Raw genomic sequence first — 17,332 nt, 5'->3', positions numbered from 1 at the left:
TCACGCGACCGGCAAAATAATCTCGAAGCGCGTGCCGCGTTCGGAGTCAACCAGCGCGATCATACCATCATGCGCTTTCAGGAGGGCCAGCACGATGCCGAGGCCCATGCCGGTGCCGCCGGTAGAGCGTCGCGTGGTGAAGAACGGTTCGAAAATGCGCGCCCGGTTGCTCGGCGAAATGCCGGCGCCATCGTCGCTGACCAGGATGATCGCCTTGCCGCCAGGGCTCGCCGCAGCAATCGAAACCAGCGTCGCGCCGTGCCTAGCCGAATTGTCGATGAGATTGGCAAGCACGATTGCGGCGTTCTCGGCCGACATGCGCAAGGCCAGATCGCCCCCGGCCTCGACGCGAACCGCCAGCCGGTTGTCGACGGGCAGCAGCGCCAGTGCCGCACCGATCGAGGTGCTTTCGCCGCTCGGCGCCAGGTTTTCGGCGCGCGCCAGATCGAGCAGGCGCCGCACCAGCAGATTGAGCCGCCCGGCATCGGTGACGATGTTGTTGGAAAAACGCCGCCGCTCCGTATTGTCCATCGCCGCGCCGGAATCACGCAGCAATTCGGCCGCGCCCTGGATCGCCGTCAGCGGCGATTTGAGCTCATGCGAGACATGGGTAGCAAAAGTCTGGATGCTGTCGGAGCGCGCCTGCAGTTTTTCGGCCATGTCGAGGAAGGCGGCGGAAAGCTCCGCCATCTCTCGAGTGCCGTGATGGTCGAGCGGTCGGATCGCCGCGCGGTCGCCGGCGGCAATACGCTCCGTGCGATCGATCAGCGCATAGATCGGCCGGCTGACGGTGCGCAGGAAGACGAGGCCGATGAGCAGCGTGCCGCCGAGAATGGCGATGGCCGCCAACGTCACCTTGCCGCGCTCGCCATAGAGATGTTTGATGATGTTGTTGGGCGTCCGCGACACATAGACCACGCCGGCGACCTGGCCATCGACGGCCACCGGCAAGGCGACGAAGACACGCACCCTGGTGCCGCGGCTGACCGAATAGAGCGGCGGCGCCGGCTGGTCGGGGATACGCAGCCTGAGCGCGCTGGCATAGCGGCCGGCAAGTGCGGCGCGCACCTCCTCGACCTCGCCAAGCGACTGCCCAACCTCGTCGCGCCCGGCAATGACAACGCCCCGGGGATCGAGCAGCCGGAAGCCGGCCAGCGTGGTTTTCTGCGTGGCGTCGAGAATGCCGGACAGCCGCGCGCCGATCGCGGCGAAGGCGGGATCGGCGGTGCCTGGCATGGCCGCCGGCCGAGTGGGCAGGACATGATCGGAAGCGAGATCGAGTTGCGGCTCGATCGGCCTGTACAGCGGGTCAGGATTGACGTTTCGGCTTGAATCCCCGCTTGGCCCCGGCATCGGCGCACCGAGTTTTTCCGCGGCAATGCCGGCGTCACGCACATCCTGCGCATAGATGGCGGCGATGGCCGCCCCTTGCGCGATCAGCTCCGCTTCGGTCTGGCGGATCAGCTGGTTTTCGTAGAGCCGGAAGAAGAACAGGCCGACCAGCGGCAAGGCCATCACCAGGATCAGGATGGCGACGACGACCGTGGCGAGGCGAGGCCGCCATTTGCGGCCGATCCATTTGCTCGTCAGCCGCATCGGCCGAGCCGGAAGCCGACGCCATGCACCGTCTCGATGACATCAGGGCAACCCAATGCTGCCAGCTTGGCGCGGATGTTGCGGATATGGCTGTCGACGGTGCGGTCGGCGACATGGATCCTGCCCGCATAGGCGCTGGCCATCACCGCGTCGCGGTCGAGCACATGCGTCGGCCGCGCCAAAAACCCTTTCAGGATCGAGAACTCTATCCCCGTCAGGGCAAGCGGCTTGCCGTCGAAGCTGGCGGCGTGGCTGGCCGGCGCCAGAGCCAGTTTGCCATGCGAAAACTGCCTGTCGTCGGCCGGTTCGGGCACCGCCGGGCGCGCGCGCCGCAGGATGACGTTGACGCGGGCGACCAGCTCGCGCGGGCTGAACGGTTTTGTCACATAGTCGTCGCCGCCCATTTCGAGCCCGAGGATGCGGTCTATCTCCTCGTCGCGCGCGGACAGGAACAGCACCGGCACATCGGATGTGTGCCTGAGCCGCCGGCAGACCTCCAGTCCGTCCATCTCCGGCATGCCGATGTCGAGCACGACCAGGTCGGGTGTGCGCCGTCCGATCGCTTGCAGGGCAGCCGCGCCGTCGGCCACACCTTGCGTCTTCATGCCAGCCTTCTCCAGCGCAAAGCAGATCACCTCGCGGATGTGCGGATCATCGTCGGCGACGAGGATATGATGCGGCATGGATCAGTGGCCCGGCATGTGGGGTTCGATACGGTCAGGAACCACAGGCGGCCCCTTCATGTCGAGAGTGCGCAACAGCCGCCAGTCGCGAAAGCTCCAGGCCCGCCAGTTCTGCTGCAGGGTGCGATACCAGCCTTCGTCGCTGCTGCGCAACCCGACGAGTTCGCGCAAGACCGGATCATTGGCGACGGCCGTCCGGCTCTGATGATCGAGGAAGCGATCGAGCGCCGGAAACGCGCCCGGGCCGAGCGAGCGCAGATACCAGGCGTCGAGGGAAATGCCCTGGCCGGTCATTTCGAACGAATGGTCGACATTGTAATTGGCGATCAGCGCTGCGAAGTTGATGAAACAGCCGGCATAAAGCGTCAGAGATAACGTCAGAAGATTGGCGGACAGCAGCCATTCGTTGGATTTTCCCAGCGCGATGCGGGCAATGATGAGCGCAAGGCCTGATGCCACCAGCCCCATCCAGACGAAGGCGGCGACGCGCCAATAGGTCAGCGCATAGATGCCGATATAGAGGTCGAGCCGCAGGATCGACGAGATGACCAGCATGATGTTCTGCGCCACCCAGGCATAGACCAGACGGCGGATGAGCGGATCGGCCGATGTCTCGCTGCCCGGCCGCAGCGCCGCCAGCACGAAGCCGGCGGCAAGCAACGCGGTGACAACAAGGGGATAGGCGCCGCGATGCGCGTAGGCGGCGTAGCTCAGCCCGTCGGGAAGCGTCACCCCACCCCACAGATAGGTGGCGTCGAGCGCCGTCTGCAGCGCAAACAGGATGTTGAAGACAACAAGCGCGCGAAGGATGGCAGCCTTGCCGAACAGCATGTCCTCGATGGTGGTGACGGTTCTCTCGGCTTGGATGCTGGCGGCCGGCGCCGCGCGCGGGATGCGGCGAATCAGGCGCGGCACCCGTGGCCGCAGAAAAGCCCAGACGCCGGCGAGCACGAACAGCCAGAAGGCAATCCGCGCAAGCTGGATGAGATCGAGCAGTTTCAGAAGGTCGATCAGCGACAACCAATAATCGATGACCGGATTGGCGGCACCGAACAGCGCCAGGAAGACCGCGCCCAGTGTCAGCGGCATCACCCAGACGGCGATGGCGGCGAGGCGGACGCGGCGCCGGCCGAAGCGGCGCGCCGTCTTGCGCCAGCGGATGAAATCACTGGCGAAGCGGAACGGCGCCGCCAGCCCGAACAGCGCGATCTGGCCGGCAATGCGGGCGATGCTGTGCCGCAGCCGCCCGCTCAGCGAAAGCGCGAAAACGACTAGCGCCGCCAGCGCTGTTGACACCGACAAGGCGCTGACGGTCTCGGCGAGCGGCAGCAGCGCGACAAGCAGGGCGATGGGCTTGAGCCAGACCCTGCCATCGCTGAAAGCCGCCGGATGCACGGCGACGACCGCGGCGGCAATCACGAGGGCGAACAGGAAAACCGTGATCCCGGCGGGCTGGCCGTAGAACAGAAAATCCGCCAGCGCGACCAGCAGGGCGGCAACGCCAAGGCGGCTGCAACAGCTCGGTGCGGCGGAGAACAACGCTGTCATGACCTGGCTTTCCTGATGACGTTCCGCCGGATTGCCGGCGGGCTCTTGCGGACAAAGGGGATGAGGATCGCCGTCGGATTCGCGCGCGGCGGATCGGCCAGCCACCAGCCTTCGCTGCGCAGCCGGTGAGGCAGACGGGGTTTTGCTCGCTTTTGCATGCCGCCTGTCTCGCAGGCCGGCGGGGAGATCGCAGGGCGGATCCGAGGAGGTTTTCCGCAAGCGTATGCAGTTTTCGTGCAGAGGCCAGAGCTGGCAGGCCCCCTCTGTCCTGCCGGACAGCGCCCCCCACAAGGGGGAGATCGAGCCTTAATGCACGCGCTTGCCTCCACCAACCACACGCGGCATAGATCACCCATGGAAACCTATCGCCCGCGCCGCTCGGTGCTCTACATTCCGGCATCCAACGACAAGGCGCTGGCCAAGATCGCGCAGCTTTCCTGCGACGCAGTCATCATCGACCTCGAGGATGCCGTCGTCCCGGCGGACAAGATCGCCGCGCGCGAAAAACTGGCCGGCATTTTCGCCAACCGACCGGTTGCCGACCCTATTGGCAAGCGCTGCGAGATGGTCGTGCGCATCAATGCGCTGGCCAGCGAATGGGGCGCCGACGACCTGCTGGCCGCGGCAAGCTGCGAACCCGACGGCATCCTGTTGCCCAAGGTCGACACGCCGCGCGACCTGCTCGAGGCCGGCGATGTGCTCGACGACAATTTTGCCCTCGACAGCGTGAAACTATGGGCGATGATCGAGACGCCCAAGGCGCTTCTCAACATCGGCGCCATCGCCGAACTTGGCCGCGATCCTGCCTCTCGATTGGCTTGTTTCGTTGCCGGAACGAATGATCTGGTCAAGGGCACCGGTGTGCTGGCGACACCGGACCGGCGCTATCTCGTGCCATGGCTGATGCAGATGGTGCTGGCCGCGCGCGCCGGCGGCATCGACATGCTCGATGGCGTCTCCAACGATTTTCGCGACCTCGACGCTTTCGCCCATGAATGCACCGAGGCGGCGGCCATGGGGTTCGACGGCAAGAGCCTCATCCATCCGGCCCAGGTCGAAGCCGCGAACCGTGCCTTCGCTCCATCCAAGGAAGCGGTGGCCGAGGCCCGCCTGGTCAAGGATACGTTCGCGCTGCCGGAGAATGCCGGCAAGGGCGTGATCGCGCTGAACGGCAAGATGGTCGAGCGGCTGCACCTGGCGCAGGCCGAAAAACTGCTGGCGAAGGCCGCCGCCATCGGCGCATGATCAAGCATGATCCCGAAAAGTGGGAACCGGTTTTCTCGGACAAACGGTCCGTTTGTCCAGAGATCATGCTAAACTAAAAATCGGCTAAGGTTATTCACGACAGGACTTGAGACATGAAACTCTACCGCTTTCTGACCGGCCCGGACGACGCCAGCTTTTGCCACAAGGTGACGGCGGCGCTCAACAAGGGCTGGCACCTGTTCGGCTCGCCGACCTATGCCTACGACAAGAAAGCCAAGACGATGCGCTGCGGTCAGGCCGTGGTCAAGGATATCGACGGTCAGGAATACGGGCCGGATACCAAGCTGAGTGATTGGTAGATTTGCAAAGCGCCGGCGCAGGCTGTGTCGAGATTCAGGTCAGGCCGAGTCGAAAATGGTGGTGCCCGAGAACCGGAGCGGAGCGTACTTTTGGGTACGTGAGCACCGGAAGCGCAGGGGACCGCCATTTGCAGGCCGGCCTCACCTGAATATCGGCACAGCCTACTCCGCTGCCTCTTCGATCTTCTCCATGTCATCGTCCGACAGCCCGAAATGGTGGCCGATCTCGTGGATCAGCACGTGGGTGACGATGTCGCCCAGCGTTTCCTCGTTTTCGGACCAGTAGTCGAGGATGGCGCGGCGGTAGAGCGTGATGCGGTTCGGACCCTCGCCGGTCTGCGGATTCCAGCGTTCGGCGATGCCGCGCCCCTCGAACAGGCCGAGCAGGTCGAACGGCGTCTCCAGCGACAGATCGTCCATGATCTCGTCGGTCGGGAATTCGGCGATCTGGATGACGATCTCGCCGGTCAGCTTGCGAAAATCCTCCGGCAGATGGGCGTACGCCTCCAGCGCCAGGAACTCCATTTCGTCCATTGAGGGCGAGAGTTCGTCGTGCCAGGTGCGGGTCTTGTAGATGCGAGCCATGCTTTGTCCTTTGATCCCGGCATATAGGCTTTCACGCCGTGATCGGCAAATGAACGGGCTGATGCGCCTGCACCATCCAGGCGGAGAGGAATAAATTCCCCACGACTCCGCTTGACTCTTCCAGCACCCTCTGGAATCTATAGGAACATAACAGGAACAATTGTGAGTGGAAGCTGACCGTCATGGCGATGACCGCCGTGGCGCGGGAGACTGTTTTTGCCCTGCGCCGCCAGATCGCGAAAATCGAGGGAACGCTGCCCGAGCGCTTGGCTGCGCCGGCTGCCGCGACCTCCGATGCTGACGTCAACACCGATCTCACAATCGTCCGGCGCGGCATTGCCGCGGCGTTGCCGGATGCTTTCCTGCCCATCGGCGTCGAGCGCCTCGATGTCGCCCTGAGCGGCGGTCTGCCGAAGGCCGCCTTGAGCGAAATCCATGGCACGCAAACCCGCGATGCCGGGGCCGTCGCCGGTTTCGCTTTGTCGCTCACCAGCCTGATCCTCAAGCAAACGCCGGGGTTGCCGGTGCTGTGGATCGGCACCACGGAGATTTTCCGCGAGGCCGGTTTTCCCTATGCCCGGGGGCTTCACGGCTCCTTCGGCATCGGGCCGGAGCAATTGCTGTTTTCCGAGGCGCCCCGACTTGTCGATGCGCTGTGGGTCGCCGAGGAGGCGGCCCGGATGACGGCGCTCGCCGCGGTCATCCTGGAAATTCGCGGCAATCCGCAGCGGCTGGACCTGACCGCGACACGCCGGCTGCATGCAAGGGCGCAAGGTGCCGGCCGGCCGGTGTTCCTGCTGCGGCAGGCGGCCGAGCCCGAGCCGACGGCCGCCCCCGTCCGCCTCATCGTCGCCTCGGCGCCGGCCGCGCCGCGCGACACCATCGCCGGGCCGCTCGCCGGCTCGATCGGCCGCCCGGCCTTCACCCTCACCATCGGCAAGAGCCGCACGGCCCTGCCTGGACAATTCACACTGGAGTGGAACCCCGATGAACGCGCATTTGACGAAAGAGCGGGCGACGAAAGAAGGGGCGAGGGAAGACAACGGGCAAAGAATCCTGTCCCTGTGGTTTCCCTATCTGGCCGTGGAAAGGATCCTGCGGCAGCGTCTGGGGCGGTCCTGGCGTTCCCGGCCGTCGGATCACCTGCCGCCATCTCACCCACCGCTCGTGATCAGCCATCGCGACCGCAACGCGCAGCGCATCTCGGCCCTCGACGAGCGGGCTGAAGTACTACACCTGAAGCGCGACATGGGCATCGCCGATGCGCGCGCCATGCATCCGTCGATCGACGTCGTCGAGGCCGATCCAGAGGCCGACCGCCGCTTGCTCGAAGGTCTTGCCGACTGGTGCGACCGCTACACGCCGCTGGTGGCGCTCGACGAGGCAGATGGCCTGTTTCTCGACGTCACCGGCTGCACCCATCTGTTCGGCGGCGAACGCGCCATGCTGGACGACATCCTGTCGCGCTTCTTCCACCAGGGTTTCGATGTCCGTGCCGGGCTTGCCGCGACGCCCGGTGCTGCCTGGGCGGCGGCACGCTTTTGCGGCGACCGCATCGTCGAGGGCGGCGAGGAAGAAGCGCTGCTGGCACCCCTGCCGCTGGCCGCACTGCGCATTGAACTCTCGACCCGCGCCAGCCTGGAAAGCGTCGGCCTGCGCACGGCGGGCGCCGTCATGGCGGCGCCGCGCGCACCGCTCGCCCGCCGCTTCGGCGCCTTGCTGCTCCTGCGCCTCGACCAGGCGCTTGGCCGTCTCGACGAAGCGGTGTCGCCGCGCCTTCCCGTCGCGCCGCTTTCGGTCGAACGCCACCTTGCCGAACCCGTCACCTTGACCGAGGACATCGAACGGCTGGTGGGCATGCTGGCGGCGACTTTGAAGACCGATCTCGAGCGCCGCGGCGAGGGCGCCAGGACGCTGGCGCTGCTGCTCTTCCGCGTCGACGGCGCTGTCAGCCGCATCGCCATCGGCACCTCGCGGCCGATGCGCGAACCCCGGCTGATCCAGCGCTTGTTCCATGAGCGGCTGGCCGCACTCGAACAGGATATCGATGCCGGCTATGGCTTCGATCTGGTGCGGCTTTCGGTGCTGACATCAGCCGCCTTCGACATGCAGCAGGCTGATCTGACTGGTGAAACGATCGATGACGGCGCCGATATCGCGCTGTTTGCCGACCGCATCCGCGCCCGGCTCGGGGAGGGCGCGGTGCTGCAACCGGTCATGGTCGAAAGCCATCTGCCGGAGCGCGCCGTCGCCATGATCCCGTTCACCGAGGCGCCGCGCCGGATCACGCCGCCGAAGAAGCCGGACAGGCTGCAGGCGCCGAAAACCATCTTCCCGCCGGAACGGCCGATCCGGCTGTTCCGCTCGCCCGAACCCATCGATGTGCCGGCCACCGAAATGCCCGAAGGGCCGCCGCTGAACTTCCGCTGGCGGCGCGCGCTCTACCGGGTCACGCGGGCCGAAGGGCCGGAACGCATCGCCGCCGAATGGTGGCGGGAAGCGCCAAGCGACGAGGCGGCATCGACGCGCGACTATTTCCGCATCGAGGATGCCGACGGCCGCCGCTACTGGCTCTACCGGCAAGGCCTCTACGGTGGCGCCTCGCAGGTGCCGCCGCGCTGGTTCCTGCATGGGGTCTTCGCATGAACGCGCTGACCGTCATTCCCTATGCCGAGTTCGGCATCCAGTCGAATTTCTCCTTTCTGCGTGGCGCCTCCAAGCCGGAGGAGCTGGTGGTCGCGGCCAAGCTCCTGGGTTTCTCCGCGATCGGGCTTGCCGACCGCAACACGGTGGCCGGCGTGGTGCGCGCCTGGCAGCAGGCCAAGGTCGAAAAGCTCTCCTATCATCCCGGCTGCCGGCTGGTTTTTGGCGACGGCACGCCGGACATTCTCGCCTACCCCCAGGACCGCAAGGGCTGGGGGCATCTCTGCCGCATGCTCACCCAGGCCAATCTGCGCGACGAAAACGAAAAGGGCGCCACCCTTCTCCAGCGCAGCGACCTGCTCGAATGGGGTGACCTGATGTCGCTGGCGGTCCTGCCCGATCTGTCGGCGGGCGCGGAAGATAGTCTTGCCCTGCTTGGTGAGCTCAAGGACCGCTTCGGCAAAAGCCTGCGGCTTGGTGTTTCGCCCGACTATGCCGGAAATGACCGTTTCCGGATCGAGCAGGCTGCGGCGATGGCCGAGAGCGCTGGCATTCCGTTGATGGCGACCAACGACGTTCTCTACCACACGGCCGAACGGCGCCCGCTGCAGGACGTGCTGACCGCGATCCGCCTCAACACCCCCGTCGCCGAGGTCGGGCTGGAACTGACCGCCAATGCCGAACGCCATCTGAAGCCGCCGATGGAAATGGCCCGCCTGTTCCGCCGGCATCCACAGGCGCTGGCCGAGACCTTGCGGTTTGCGCAAGAGCTGACCTTTTCGCTCAGCGACCTCCAGTACAATTATCCGGACGAGCCGACGGAATCGGGTCTTGGTCCACAGGCTGAGCTGGCGAGACTGGCTCGGGAGGGGGCGGCGAACCGCTACCCGGCGGGAGTGCCGGCTTCCGTGATCAAGCGCATCCAGGAAGAGCTCACTCTCATCGAGCGCCTCAACTACGCCCGCTATTTCCTGACCGTCTACGACATCATCAAATTCGCCCGTGGCCAGGGCATTCTCTGCCAGGGACGTGGGTCAGCCGCCAATTCGGTCATCTGCTTCTGCATCGGCATCACCGAAGTGGGGCCAGACAAGATCGATACGCTCTTCGAGCGCTTCATTTCCGAGGAGAGAAACGAGCCGCCGGATATAGACGTCGACTTCGAGCATGAGCGACGCGAAGAGGTGATGCAGTACATCTATACGAAATACAGCTCCAAGCGCACGGCCCTCGCCGCCGCCGTGATCAGCTATCGCGGCCGCTCGGCGCTGCGCGAGGTCTCCAAGGCGATGGGTCTGTCCGACGATATCAGGGCGTCCCTTTCCGGCTCGATCTGGGGCTGGTCGACCTCGGAGCTTGGCGAGAAGGAAGCTCGCGCCGGCGGCCTCGATCGCACCGATCCGGTGTCGCGGCATGTGATGGAACGCGCCAACGAGATCATGGGGTTTCCCCGCCATCTGTCCCAGCATGTCGGCGGCTTCGTGATCACCAGGGATCGGCTCGACGAGATCGTCCCCATCGTCAAGACGGCGATGGACCAGCGCAAGATGGTCGAGTGGGACAAGGACGATCTCGACGCTGTGAAGATCCTGAAAGTCGACGTGCTGGCGCTCGGCATGCTGACCTGCCTCCAGCGCGCCTTCACCTTGCTCACGGACCACTATCCCAAGGCGCGGGACCCATACGGGCAACCCTATGTGCTGGCCACCCTGCCGGCAGAGGACCAAAATGTCTATGATATGATCTGCCGCGCCGACACGCTCGGCGTCTTCCAGATCGAGTCTCGCGCGCAAATGTCGATGCTGCCGCGGCTCCAGCCGCGCGATTTTTATGACCTTGTCATCGAGGTGGCGATCGTTCGGCCAGGCCCGATCCAGGGCGATATGGTCCATCCCTATCTGCGCCGTCGGCAGGGCAAGGAAAAACCCGAATATCAAAAACCGGAGCTGGAGGCGATCCTCAGCAAGACGCTTGGCGTTCCGCTGTTCCAGGAACAAGCGATGAAGATCGCCATCGTCGCTGGCGGCTTCAAGCCGGGCGAGGCCGATGAACTGCGCCGCGCCATGGCCACCTTCAAGCGCACCGGCACCATCGGCAATTACCGAGACCGTATGATCAATGGCATGGTCGGCAAGGGCTACACGAAGGACTTCGCCGAGCGCTGCTTCAAGCAGATCGAGGGTTTTGGCGAATATGGCTTTCCCGAAAGCCATGCTGCTTCCTTCGCCCTGCTCGTCTATGCCTCCTGCTGGTTCAAGACCTTCTATCCCGACGTGTTCTGCGCCGCGATCCTGAACTCGCAGCCGATGGGGTTTTACCAGCCGGCCCAGCTCGTGCGCGACGCACGCGACCATGGTGTCGACATCCGCGACGTCGACGTCAATTTCTCGGTCTGGGATTGCACGCTGGAGGAATTCCCTTTCGATCCGGCCCGCATCCTCCCTCGCCACGCCGAAATGCGCGGTGTCATCCAGACATATCATGCGGTTCGGCTCGGCTTCCGCCAGATCAAGGGCCTGTCGAAGGAACGCATGGAGGCTTTCGTCGAGCGGCGCGGCTCAGGCTACTCAACCGTGAGAGATGTCTGGCTGCGCTCCGGCCTCGATGTCGACGAGATCGAGAGGTTGGCGCAGGCCGATGCCTTCCGTTCGCTCGGCCTCGACCGCCGCGAGGCGCTGTGGGCGGTGCGCGCGCTCGACGGCAAGAGTGCCGCCGAAAGACTGCCGCTGTTCGACCAGCCGGCGATCCACCTGCGCGAGCTGGAGCCCGAGACGAGGTTGCCCAAAATGCCGCTTGGCGAGCATGTCATCCACGACTACCGCGCGCTTGGCCTGTCGCTGAAGGCGCATCCGGTCGCCTTCCTGCGCGAGCGGCTCGACCGGGCCGGCGTCACGCCCAATGCGAACCTGCCTTCCGTGCGCGACGGCAGGCGTGTCTCCGTCGCCGGCCTCGTGCTGGTGCGGCAGCGCCCCGGCAAGGGCAACGCGATCTTCCTGACGCTGGAGGACGACAAGGCTGTCGCCAACGTCATTTTCTGGCAAAGAACCTTTGACCGATACCGGCCTGTTGTCATGGGAGCACGGTTCGTGAAGGTCACCGGCAAATTGCAGTCGGAATCGGGTGTGGTCCACATCGTCGCCGAGAAGATCGAGGATCTGACACCCTGGCTGACCGTGCTTCTGGAGAAGGTCAGCGAGGCTGCGCCGGCAGCTGTCAGTTCTCCGGAGCGCGCTGCCAGGGTCCCTGATCGCTCCAGCCGCCCCGCGATACAAGACAAGCCGATCCGGCAGGATCTCGCAACGCTGTCGGAAGAAGCGGAGAGGGTCATGCCCAAGGGGCGTAATTTTCAGTAGGCATGGCCATGCCAAGAGCGACACGTCGGCGATCCCTTCGCGCCCCTCAAGCAGGTCCGCTCAGGCGCGGCGGCGGTGGGGCCAGCACGTCCTCCACCGACAGCGTCCGCGCTTCCGAGGGCAGCATGATCGGGATGCCGTCACGCACCGGATAGGCGAGCTTGGCGACCCGCGAGACCAGTTCACCGCGCTCCGGGTCCCAGGCCAGCGGCCCTTTGGTCAGCGGGCAGGCAAGCAGCTCCAGCAGCTTGGGGTCGACATTGGCCTTCTTCCCGTCACGTCCATCCGCCGCCATCGCGCCCTCTTATTGTAAACTCGAACCAAAATCCTCATTCTCGCGTGCCAGCGCCATTTCGGTGATGGCGATCAGCGTTTCGGCCCGTGTCTTCAGGTCGGCCGCTTCGAGCAGCGCCTGTTTTTCGGCCGGCCCGTAGGGCGCCATCATCGACAGCGCGTTGACCAGCATGGCATTTTCGGCCCGGCTGACGCTTTCCCAGTCGGCCTCCAAATCGTTGGCCTGCAGATAGGCGCGAAATGCCTTGAGCAGCGATGGCCGGTCGATCTCGTTGGCCGCCTGATCCTCATCGAGATCGGCGAGGAAAGCCGCCGGCTTGCACTGGCGAAACGGCGTCTTGACTGTCAGTTCGTGGGCGATGCGGAACCGGCACACGCCCTGCAGCGAAATCAGATACCGGCCATCTCCGGTCTCGGAAAAGGCAATGATGCGCCCGGCGCAGCCGACATTGCAGAGCTCCGGCTCGCCGTCGTCGCGCAAGGCGCCGTCGAGACTGGGCTGGATGATGCCGATGAGCCGCGAGCCGGCGATGGCCTCGTCCACCATCTGCAGATAGCGCGGCTCGAAGATGTTGAGCGGCATGCGGCCTCCCGGCAGCAAGAGCGCACCCTCGAGCGGAAAGATCGGGATCGTCGACGGCAAATCCTTGGCGAGCCGATAATGCGCGTTTCCCGCTTGCACCTCATTCCTCCGATCGCGCCACCAGGAAGCGCGTCAATTCCCTTAAAGCGCGTCGCAGGTGACGCGCTTTAGTCTTTGTTTATGCATGTCGTTCTCCCAAAACCGGGACCCACTTTTGGGCGACATGCATTAATCTGGCGCGGTCATCGCCGACGCCAAGCCCGTGCGGCAAAACAGCCGGGCTCAGGAAAACAGCAATGCCGACAATTTTCGGCGCGCGCTAAGCGTCGCCTCGTCGGTCATGCCCCAGGCCTCGAACAGCTGCAGCAATTGCGTCCTTGCGCCATCCTCGTTCCAGGCCCGGTCAGCCTTGATGATGGCCAGCAGATTGTCGGCGGCCGCCGTGCGGTCGCCATTGGCATTCTGGATCATGGCCAGATCGAAGCGCGCCTGATGGTCTTTGGGATTTTCCGCCAGGCGCCGCTCGAACTCGGCCGGATTGCCAAGCGCTGCCGCTTGTGCGGCCAGCGCCATCTTGGCGCGCAGGGCGGCCAGCGGCGGGGTATCTTTCTTGGCTTCCGGCGCTGTTGCCAAAAGCGCCTCGGCGCCTTCCGTGTCGCCGGCCTCGAACAGCAGCTCGCCCAGCCCGGCGATCGCCTCGATCGTCTCAGGCGCCTGCGCCAGGACGGCGTCATAGATGTCAGCCGCGGTCTGCATATCGCCGGCGTCGCGCGCTTCTGTAGCCGCGGCCAGGGCCTCGGCCACCGGCGGCGCGCCATCACCCTTGCCGCCGACCTTGGTGATGAATTCATTGATCTGGCTCTCCGGGATCGCACCCATGAAGCCATCGACCGGCTGGCCGTCCTTGAAGGCGATGACCGCGGGGATCGACTGGATGCCGAGCTGGCCGGCGATCGAAGGATGGTCGTCGATGTTCATCTTCACCAGCTTGACCTTGCCGCCGGCGGCCTTCACCGCCTTCTCCAGCTGCGGCGTCAGCTGCTTGCAAGGTCCGCACCAGGGCGCCCAGAAATCGACCAGCACCGGCTGGCGGCGCGATTCCTGGATGACGTCGGCGGCAAAGGCGGCGGTCGTCGTGTCCTTGATGACATCGGCAGCCGGGGCGGCGGGAACGGCGGGCACATCGCCAAGCGCCACTTTCGCCGGCGCCGGCGCGGTTCCACCATACTGCACGGATGTGGTGTACTGGCCGCCATTGCCGCCAAAGGGGCCGCCAAACGGATTGTTGTCGCTCATCTCTTTAACCCTTCCATGACCCGGCCGGCCGGCAGCCAGGCGCCACATGCTTCAGACCATCTGACTCAAGCCATCCATGTGGCGATCACGCGGAGACTTTCAAGATAGCAGCATCGTGCCCGGTTGCCTCGACGAATTTGATCAGGTCGCTCGCTGCGATCGATGTCGTCGCCTCATTGGTCAGCGGATGCCCATTGATCACCGCATGCTCCATCAAATTCTTGTCGAGCACGAGCTTGACCCTGTTTGCCGTATCGTTGATGACGCCAAAGACCGTGACAGCGCCTGGCGTGACGCCGAGCAGCTCCATCAGCATCTCCGGCTTGCCGAAGGAAACGCGGCCGGCCGCGCCGATCACCTGGTGGATCTGCTTCAGGTCGACGACCGCGTCCTCGCCAACGGTGACCAGGAAGAAATTATCCTTCTTGTCCTTCAGGAACAGGTTTTTCGTGTGCCCGCCGGCGATTTCGCCACGCAGCGCCTGCGAATCGGCGACCGTGTAGAGCGGCGGATGGCGCTTCGTCGAGGCAGCAATTCCGAGTTCGGCAAGAAAGGCCATCAATTCGGCTTCGGTCTTCGGCATCGGTTTGTCTTCGTCCCGTTTCTCAAGCCCATGCCGTTTACGGCCAAAGGGACGACCGACACAAGACCGTCATGCGACATCGCGGTGAACGCCCACCACCGAGCCTACGGCTTGCGGACATTGCCCGCCGCGTCGCAAAAAAGCCTGCGATTTCCCTGTTGCAATCGCCGCGCTCTTCAGCCATATAGGCCCGGCTTGCGGCCAAGACGCCGTGCGAGCGGGTGTAGCTCAGGGGTAGAGCACAACCTTGCCAAGGTTGGGGTCGAGCGTTCGAATCGCTTCACCCGCTCCAATTTCCTTCCAGGGAATCAAGCATCGAAAAGCCGCGGTCCGCCGCGGTTTTTTCGTTTTGATGGCGGATGAACTCCTCCGCCCGCGTTCGAGCGGATTCAGGCGACGCACACACGATTCCCCATTCGTGGCGATCACAAAGTCTGCACCCCATTCGAACAGCGAAGTAAGCTGACGACCACTGTCGAGCGAACACTTTGCATCTGCATGTAATGCCCGACTTTCAAAGCTCATCGGGTGCAAGGCCGAACGCCAAGAACGACATAGATTCTGCATTGAAAGAAATATCGGACCCAAATATCTCCTCAGCTTGACACCGTGCGGCACCGGGCTCAGTGTCCAAACATAGATCGTCGTAGATACCGTAAATATGGATGTATTTACTCCATGCAGACCAAAATAGCGTGACGCGACGATTGCGGCGATTGCAACGAAAGCGAGTGGGTTTTTGATCGGAAGAAGGCACCGGTACAAGACTCGGGCTGGGTGAACTCGATCGCTGCAGCTCAGCGCCCGGGGGGGCATCGACATGCTGCGACGGACCTTTCTGAAAGCTATTGGGCTTTACGCGCTTGCCCCAATTGTCGGCTGCAAGACTACTGTGCCTCCCGTTGCGCCTTTCGGCACCTCGATCGATGCCCACTGCCACGTGTTTAACGCGTCGGATTTGCCGGCAACGCGGTTCATTCGATACACATTCCTGGACCTTTACCCTGAAACTCAAGCCGTTCATCTGCTCGATGTCCACGATCCGGATATCGTCGATAGCCTGATTGCATTTTTCGAAGCGATACTCGGAGCCAACAGCGCTCCGTCCGCCGCCCAGGAAGTGGCGGTTCTTTCCCGAACAGCCAGATTGAAACCGGAGAATGGCGATCTCGCAACTGCCTCCGCGATTGCTATCGATGCCATCGGCAAGCATATCCAGAAGATCCAGCAGAGCAGTCATCTTTCCACCCTGACCGCCGGCCGGGCCAGTGCGGATCAAAAGGTCCTCGATGTCGTGCTACGGTCTTCAGGTAGCGCGAAAGCCAGGAGGCTTGGCCCCCTGACGCATGTCGAAGCGCGCCAAGCAGCGGCAGCGACTTTTGTCTCACCCAACCAGCTAGGCGTCTATTTCCGATGGTTCAGGCTTTTCACGCTCTATCGGCACAAACTGGTCGACTTGCTGATCTCCGATACGCAAGCGCAAGGGCTGAAACCGGTCATGCTTGCACCGGCAACCGTCGATTTCGACAAATGGCTGAACCAAGACGTCGACGGCTCGCCGCTTGCCGCGCAGGTCGAGGTCATGGACAGGATAGCGCGCAGGGACGGCCCCGCGGTCCATGGCTATTTCGGCTTCGATCCGCTCAGGGAGATTTACTACAGGGAGCACGTTGACCGCGAACGACAGAGCCCGATCGCTCTGGCCAGAAAGGCACTCGTGGACCACGGATTTCTGGGAATAAAACTGTACCCGCCGATGGGCTTCAGCGCCTCGGGCAACGCCGGCCCCTACCCGAAGTTCGTAACCAGGAAGGTTGGAAATCCGAGCAAGCGCTTGGATCAGGTGCTGGATGAACTCTACCAGCTTTGCGTGGACCTCGATGCGCCCATCCTGGCACATGCCTATGGTTCAAATGGCGCTGGCAAAGAATTCGCCGAGAGAGCAGATCCGGCATATTGGGTGCCGGTTTTCCGGGCCCACCCGAAATTGCGTGTTTGCCTGGCGCATTTCGGTCGCTTTGATTTGCCGTCCAGCGGCTCTCCCGGCCAGAGTTTTCCGGAAAGGAGTTGGGAGTGGACACTCGGCAGGCACTTGAAGGCCAATCCGCATGCGAACGTGGTTGCCGATCTCAGCTATTTCTCCGAAGTTCTGAATGCTGGCGCCACCGAACGAAAAAGACTGGCTACCGATTTCCGTCGGTTCATCGATGAGTTCGATCCCGGGATCGAGCATCTGGTGTACGGCACGGACTGGATCATGATCGGTCTTGAGGGTGGCTATCCCCATTATGCCCAAAGCGTGGATGGCTTCCTCAGGGATGATTGCGGACTGAATGAGGAAGAGCGCGGCCGGATCTTTCGCGGCAACGCCGTACGCTTCATGGGGTTGGGCGCGGGCGAACCTGCACGTCGACGTCTCCTGAGATTTTACAGGTTGCATGGCCTCGACCCCGCCAGACTGCCCGTCTCTTGATGTGAAATGCTGTGCGCACGCTGCGCGCGGCATGCTGAGAACTCAATGGCTCATGGAATTGCTCCAGAGGAGGCCAGGCATCGAAAAGCCGCGGTCCACCGCGGCTTTCAATAGGGGTGGCCGGTCAGCA

14 protein-coding genes and 1 tRNA gene are annotated in these 17,332 nt (G+C 63.8%); 7 read left to right on the top strand and 8 right to left on the bottom strand.

What is annotated here, in order from left to right; translation table 11 throughout:
* The 3 genes from C8D77_RS14000 to C8D77_RS13990 are packed head-to-tail and all read right to left on the bottom strand — an operon-like array spanning position 1 to position 3,827.
* Positions 1 to 1,596 (bottom strand): ATP-binding protein, encoded by a 1,596-nt coding sequence (locus C8D77_RS14000; protein WP_109663679.1) that lies wholly within the window; start codon positions 1,594 to 1,596, stop codon positions 1 to 3.
* Positions 1,587 to 2,279 (bottom strand): response regulator transcription factor, encoded by a 693-nt coding sequence (locus C8D77_RS13995; protein ID WP_109663677.1) that lies wholly within the window; start codon positions 2,277 to 2,279, stop codon positions 1,587 to 1,589. The genes C8D77_RS14000 and C8D77_RS13995 overlap by 10 nt, the downstream gene beginning before the upstream one ends.
* 3 nt (positions 2,280 to 2,282) lie before the next feature.
* Positions 2,283 to 3,827, bottom strand: coding sequence for a DUF4153 domain-containing protein (locus C8D77_RS13990; RefSeq protein ID WP_109663675.1), 1,545 nt, complete (start codon positions 3,825 to 3,827; stop codon positions 2,283 to 2,285).
* A gap of 354 nt (positions 3,828 to 4,181) precedes the next feature.
* Between C8D77_RS13990 and C8D77_RS13985 the strand changes: the two genes are divergently transcribed.
* Positions 4,182 to 5,072 (top strand): HpcH/HpaI aldolase/citrate lyase family protein, encoded by an 891-nt coding sequence (locus tag C8D77_RS13985; RefSeq protein WP_170136746.1) that lies wholly within the window; start codon positions 4,182 to 4,184, stop codon positions 5,070 to 5,072.
* A 113-nt stretch (positions 5,073 to 5,185) separates the two neighbouring features.
* Positions 5,186 to 5,392: a DUF1737 domain-containing protein gene (locus C8D77_RS13980; protein WP_027032001.1), complete on the top strand. Its 207-nt coding sequence runs from the start codon at positions 5,186 to 5,188 to the stop codon at positions 5,390 to 5,392.
* 162 nt (positions 5,393 to 5,554) lie between these two features.
* Here C8D77_RS13980 and C8D77_RS13975 read toward each other — a convergent pair whose 3' ends face one another.
* A complete protein-coding gene (locus C8D77_RS13975; RefSeq protein ID WP_023763026.1) occupies positions 5,555 to 5,977 on the bottom strand; it encodes a metallopeptidase family protein in 423 nt (140 codons plus the stop codon).
* Between the two features lie 182 nt (positions 5,978 to 6,159).
* On the opposite strand from C8D77_RS13975, the gene C8D77_RS13970 reads away from it, so the two are divergent.
* The 3 genes from C8D77_RS13970 to C8D77_RS13960 are packed head-to-tail and all read left to right on the top strand — an operon-like array spanning position 6,160 to position 11,973.
* On the top strand, positions 6,160 to 7,203 hold the full coding sequence (locus C8D77_RS13970) for an ImuA family protein (RefSeq protein WP_109663671.1): 1,044 nt from the start codon (positions 6,160 to 6,162) through the stop codon (positions 7,201 to 7,203).
* Positions 7,145 to 8,623 carry a DUF6504 family protein gene (locus tag C8D77_RS13965; RefSeq protein WP_109663669.1) on the top strand — a complete coding sequence of 493 codons (1,479 nt, stop codon included), beginning with the start codon at positions 7,145 to 7,147 and terminating at the stop codon, positions 8,621 to 8,623. The genes C8D77_RS13970 and C8D77_RS13965 overlap by 59 nt, the downstream gene beginning before the upstream one ends.
* Positions 8,620 to 11,973: an error-prone DNA polymerase gene (locus C8D77_RS13960; RefSeq protein ID WP_109663666.1), complete on the top strand. Its 3,354-nt coding sequence runs from the start codon at positions 8,620 to 8,622 to the stop codon at positions 11,971 to 11,973. Before C8D77_RS13965 ends, C8D77_RS13960 begins: the two co-directional genes overlap by 4 nt.
* A gap of 46 nt (positions 11,974 to 12,019) precedes the next feature.
* Here the strand turns inward: C8D77_RS13960 and C8D77_RS13955 are convergent, their stop codons facing one another.
* From C8D77_RS13955 to C8D77_RS13940, 4 genes are all read right to left on the bottom strand, one after another.
* On the bottom strand, positions 12,020 to 12,268 hold the full coding sequence (locus tag C8D77_RS13955) for a Trm112 family protein (RefSeq protein WP_109663664.1): 249 nt from the start codon (positions 12,266 to 12,268) through the stop codon (positions 12,020 to 12,022).
* A 9-nt stretch (positions 12,269 to 12,277) separates the two neighbouring features.
* A complete protein-coding gene (locus C8D77_RS13950) occupies positions 12,278 to 12,949 on the bottom strand; it encodes an LON peptidase substrate-binding domain-containing protein (protein WP_109663661.1) in 672 nt (223 codons plus the stop codon).
* A 183-nt stretch (positions 12,950 to 13,132) separates the two neighbouring features.
* Complete coding sequence (gene trxA, locus C8D77_RS13945) at positions 13,133 to 14,146, bottom strand: thioredoxin (RefSeq protein ID WP_109663659.1); 1,014 nt, start codon at positions 14,144 to 14,146, stop codon at positions 13,133 to 13,135.
* Positions 14,147 to 14,231: 85 nt separating this feature from the next.
* The gene (locus tag C8D77_RS13940; RefSeq protein ID WP_109663657.1) at positions 14,232 to 14,729 is read right to left on the bottom strand and encodes a prolyl-tRNA synthetase associated domain-containing protein; all 498 of its coding nucleotides are present in this window, start codon (positions 14,727 to 14,729) and stop codon (positions 14,232 to 14,234) included.
* Positions 14,730 to 14,946: 217 nt separating this feature from the next.
* Between C8D77_RS13940 and C8D77_RS13935 the strand changes: the two genes are divergently transcribed.
* Positions 14,947 to 15,021: transfer RNA gene (locus C8D77_RS13935), tRNA-Gly, on the top strand.
* 528 nt (positions 15,022 to 15,549) lie between these two features.
* Positions 15,550 to 17,202, top strand: coding sequence for an amidohydrolase family protein (locus tag C8D77_RS13930; RefSeq protein ID WP_109663654.1), 1,653 nt, complete (start codon positions 15,550 to 15,552; stop codon positions 17,200 to 17,202).
* The last annotated feature ends 130 nt before the right edge of the window (positions 17,203 to 17,332 follow it).

Origin of the sequence: Mesorhizobium loti (assembly GCF_003148495.1) — a bacterium.
In the GTDB taxonomy this organism is placed as follows: domain Bacteria; phylum Pseudomonadota; class Alphaproteobacteria; order Rhizobiales; family Rhizobiaceae; genus Mesorhizobium; species Mesorhizobium loti.
The sequence above is the reverse complement of the archived record's forward strand: the minus strand, read 5'-3'. Positions and strand labels throughout refer to the sequence as shown.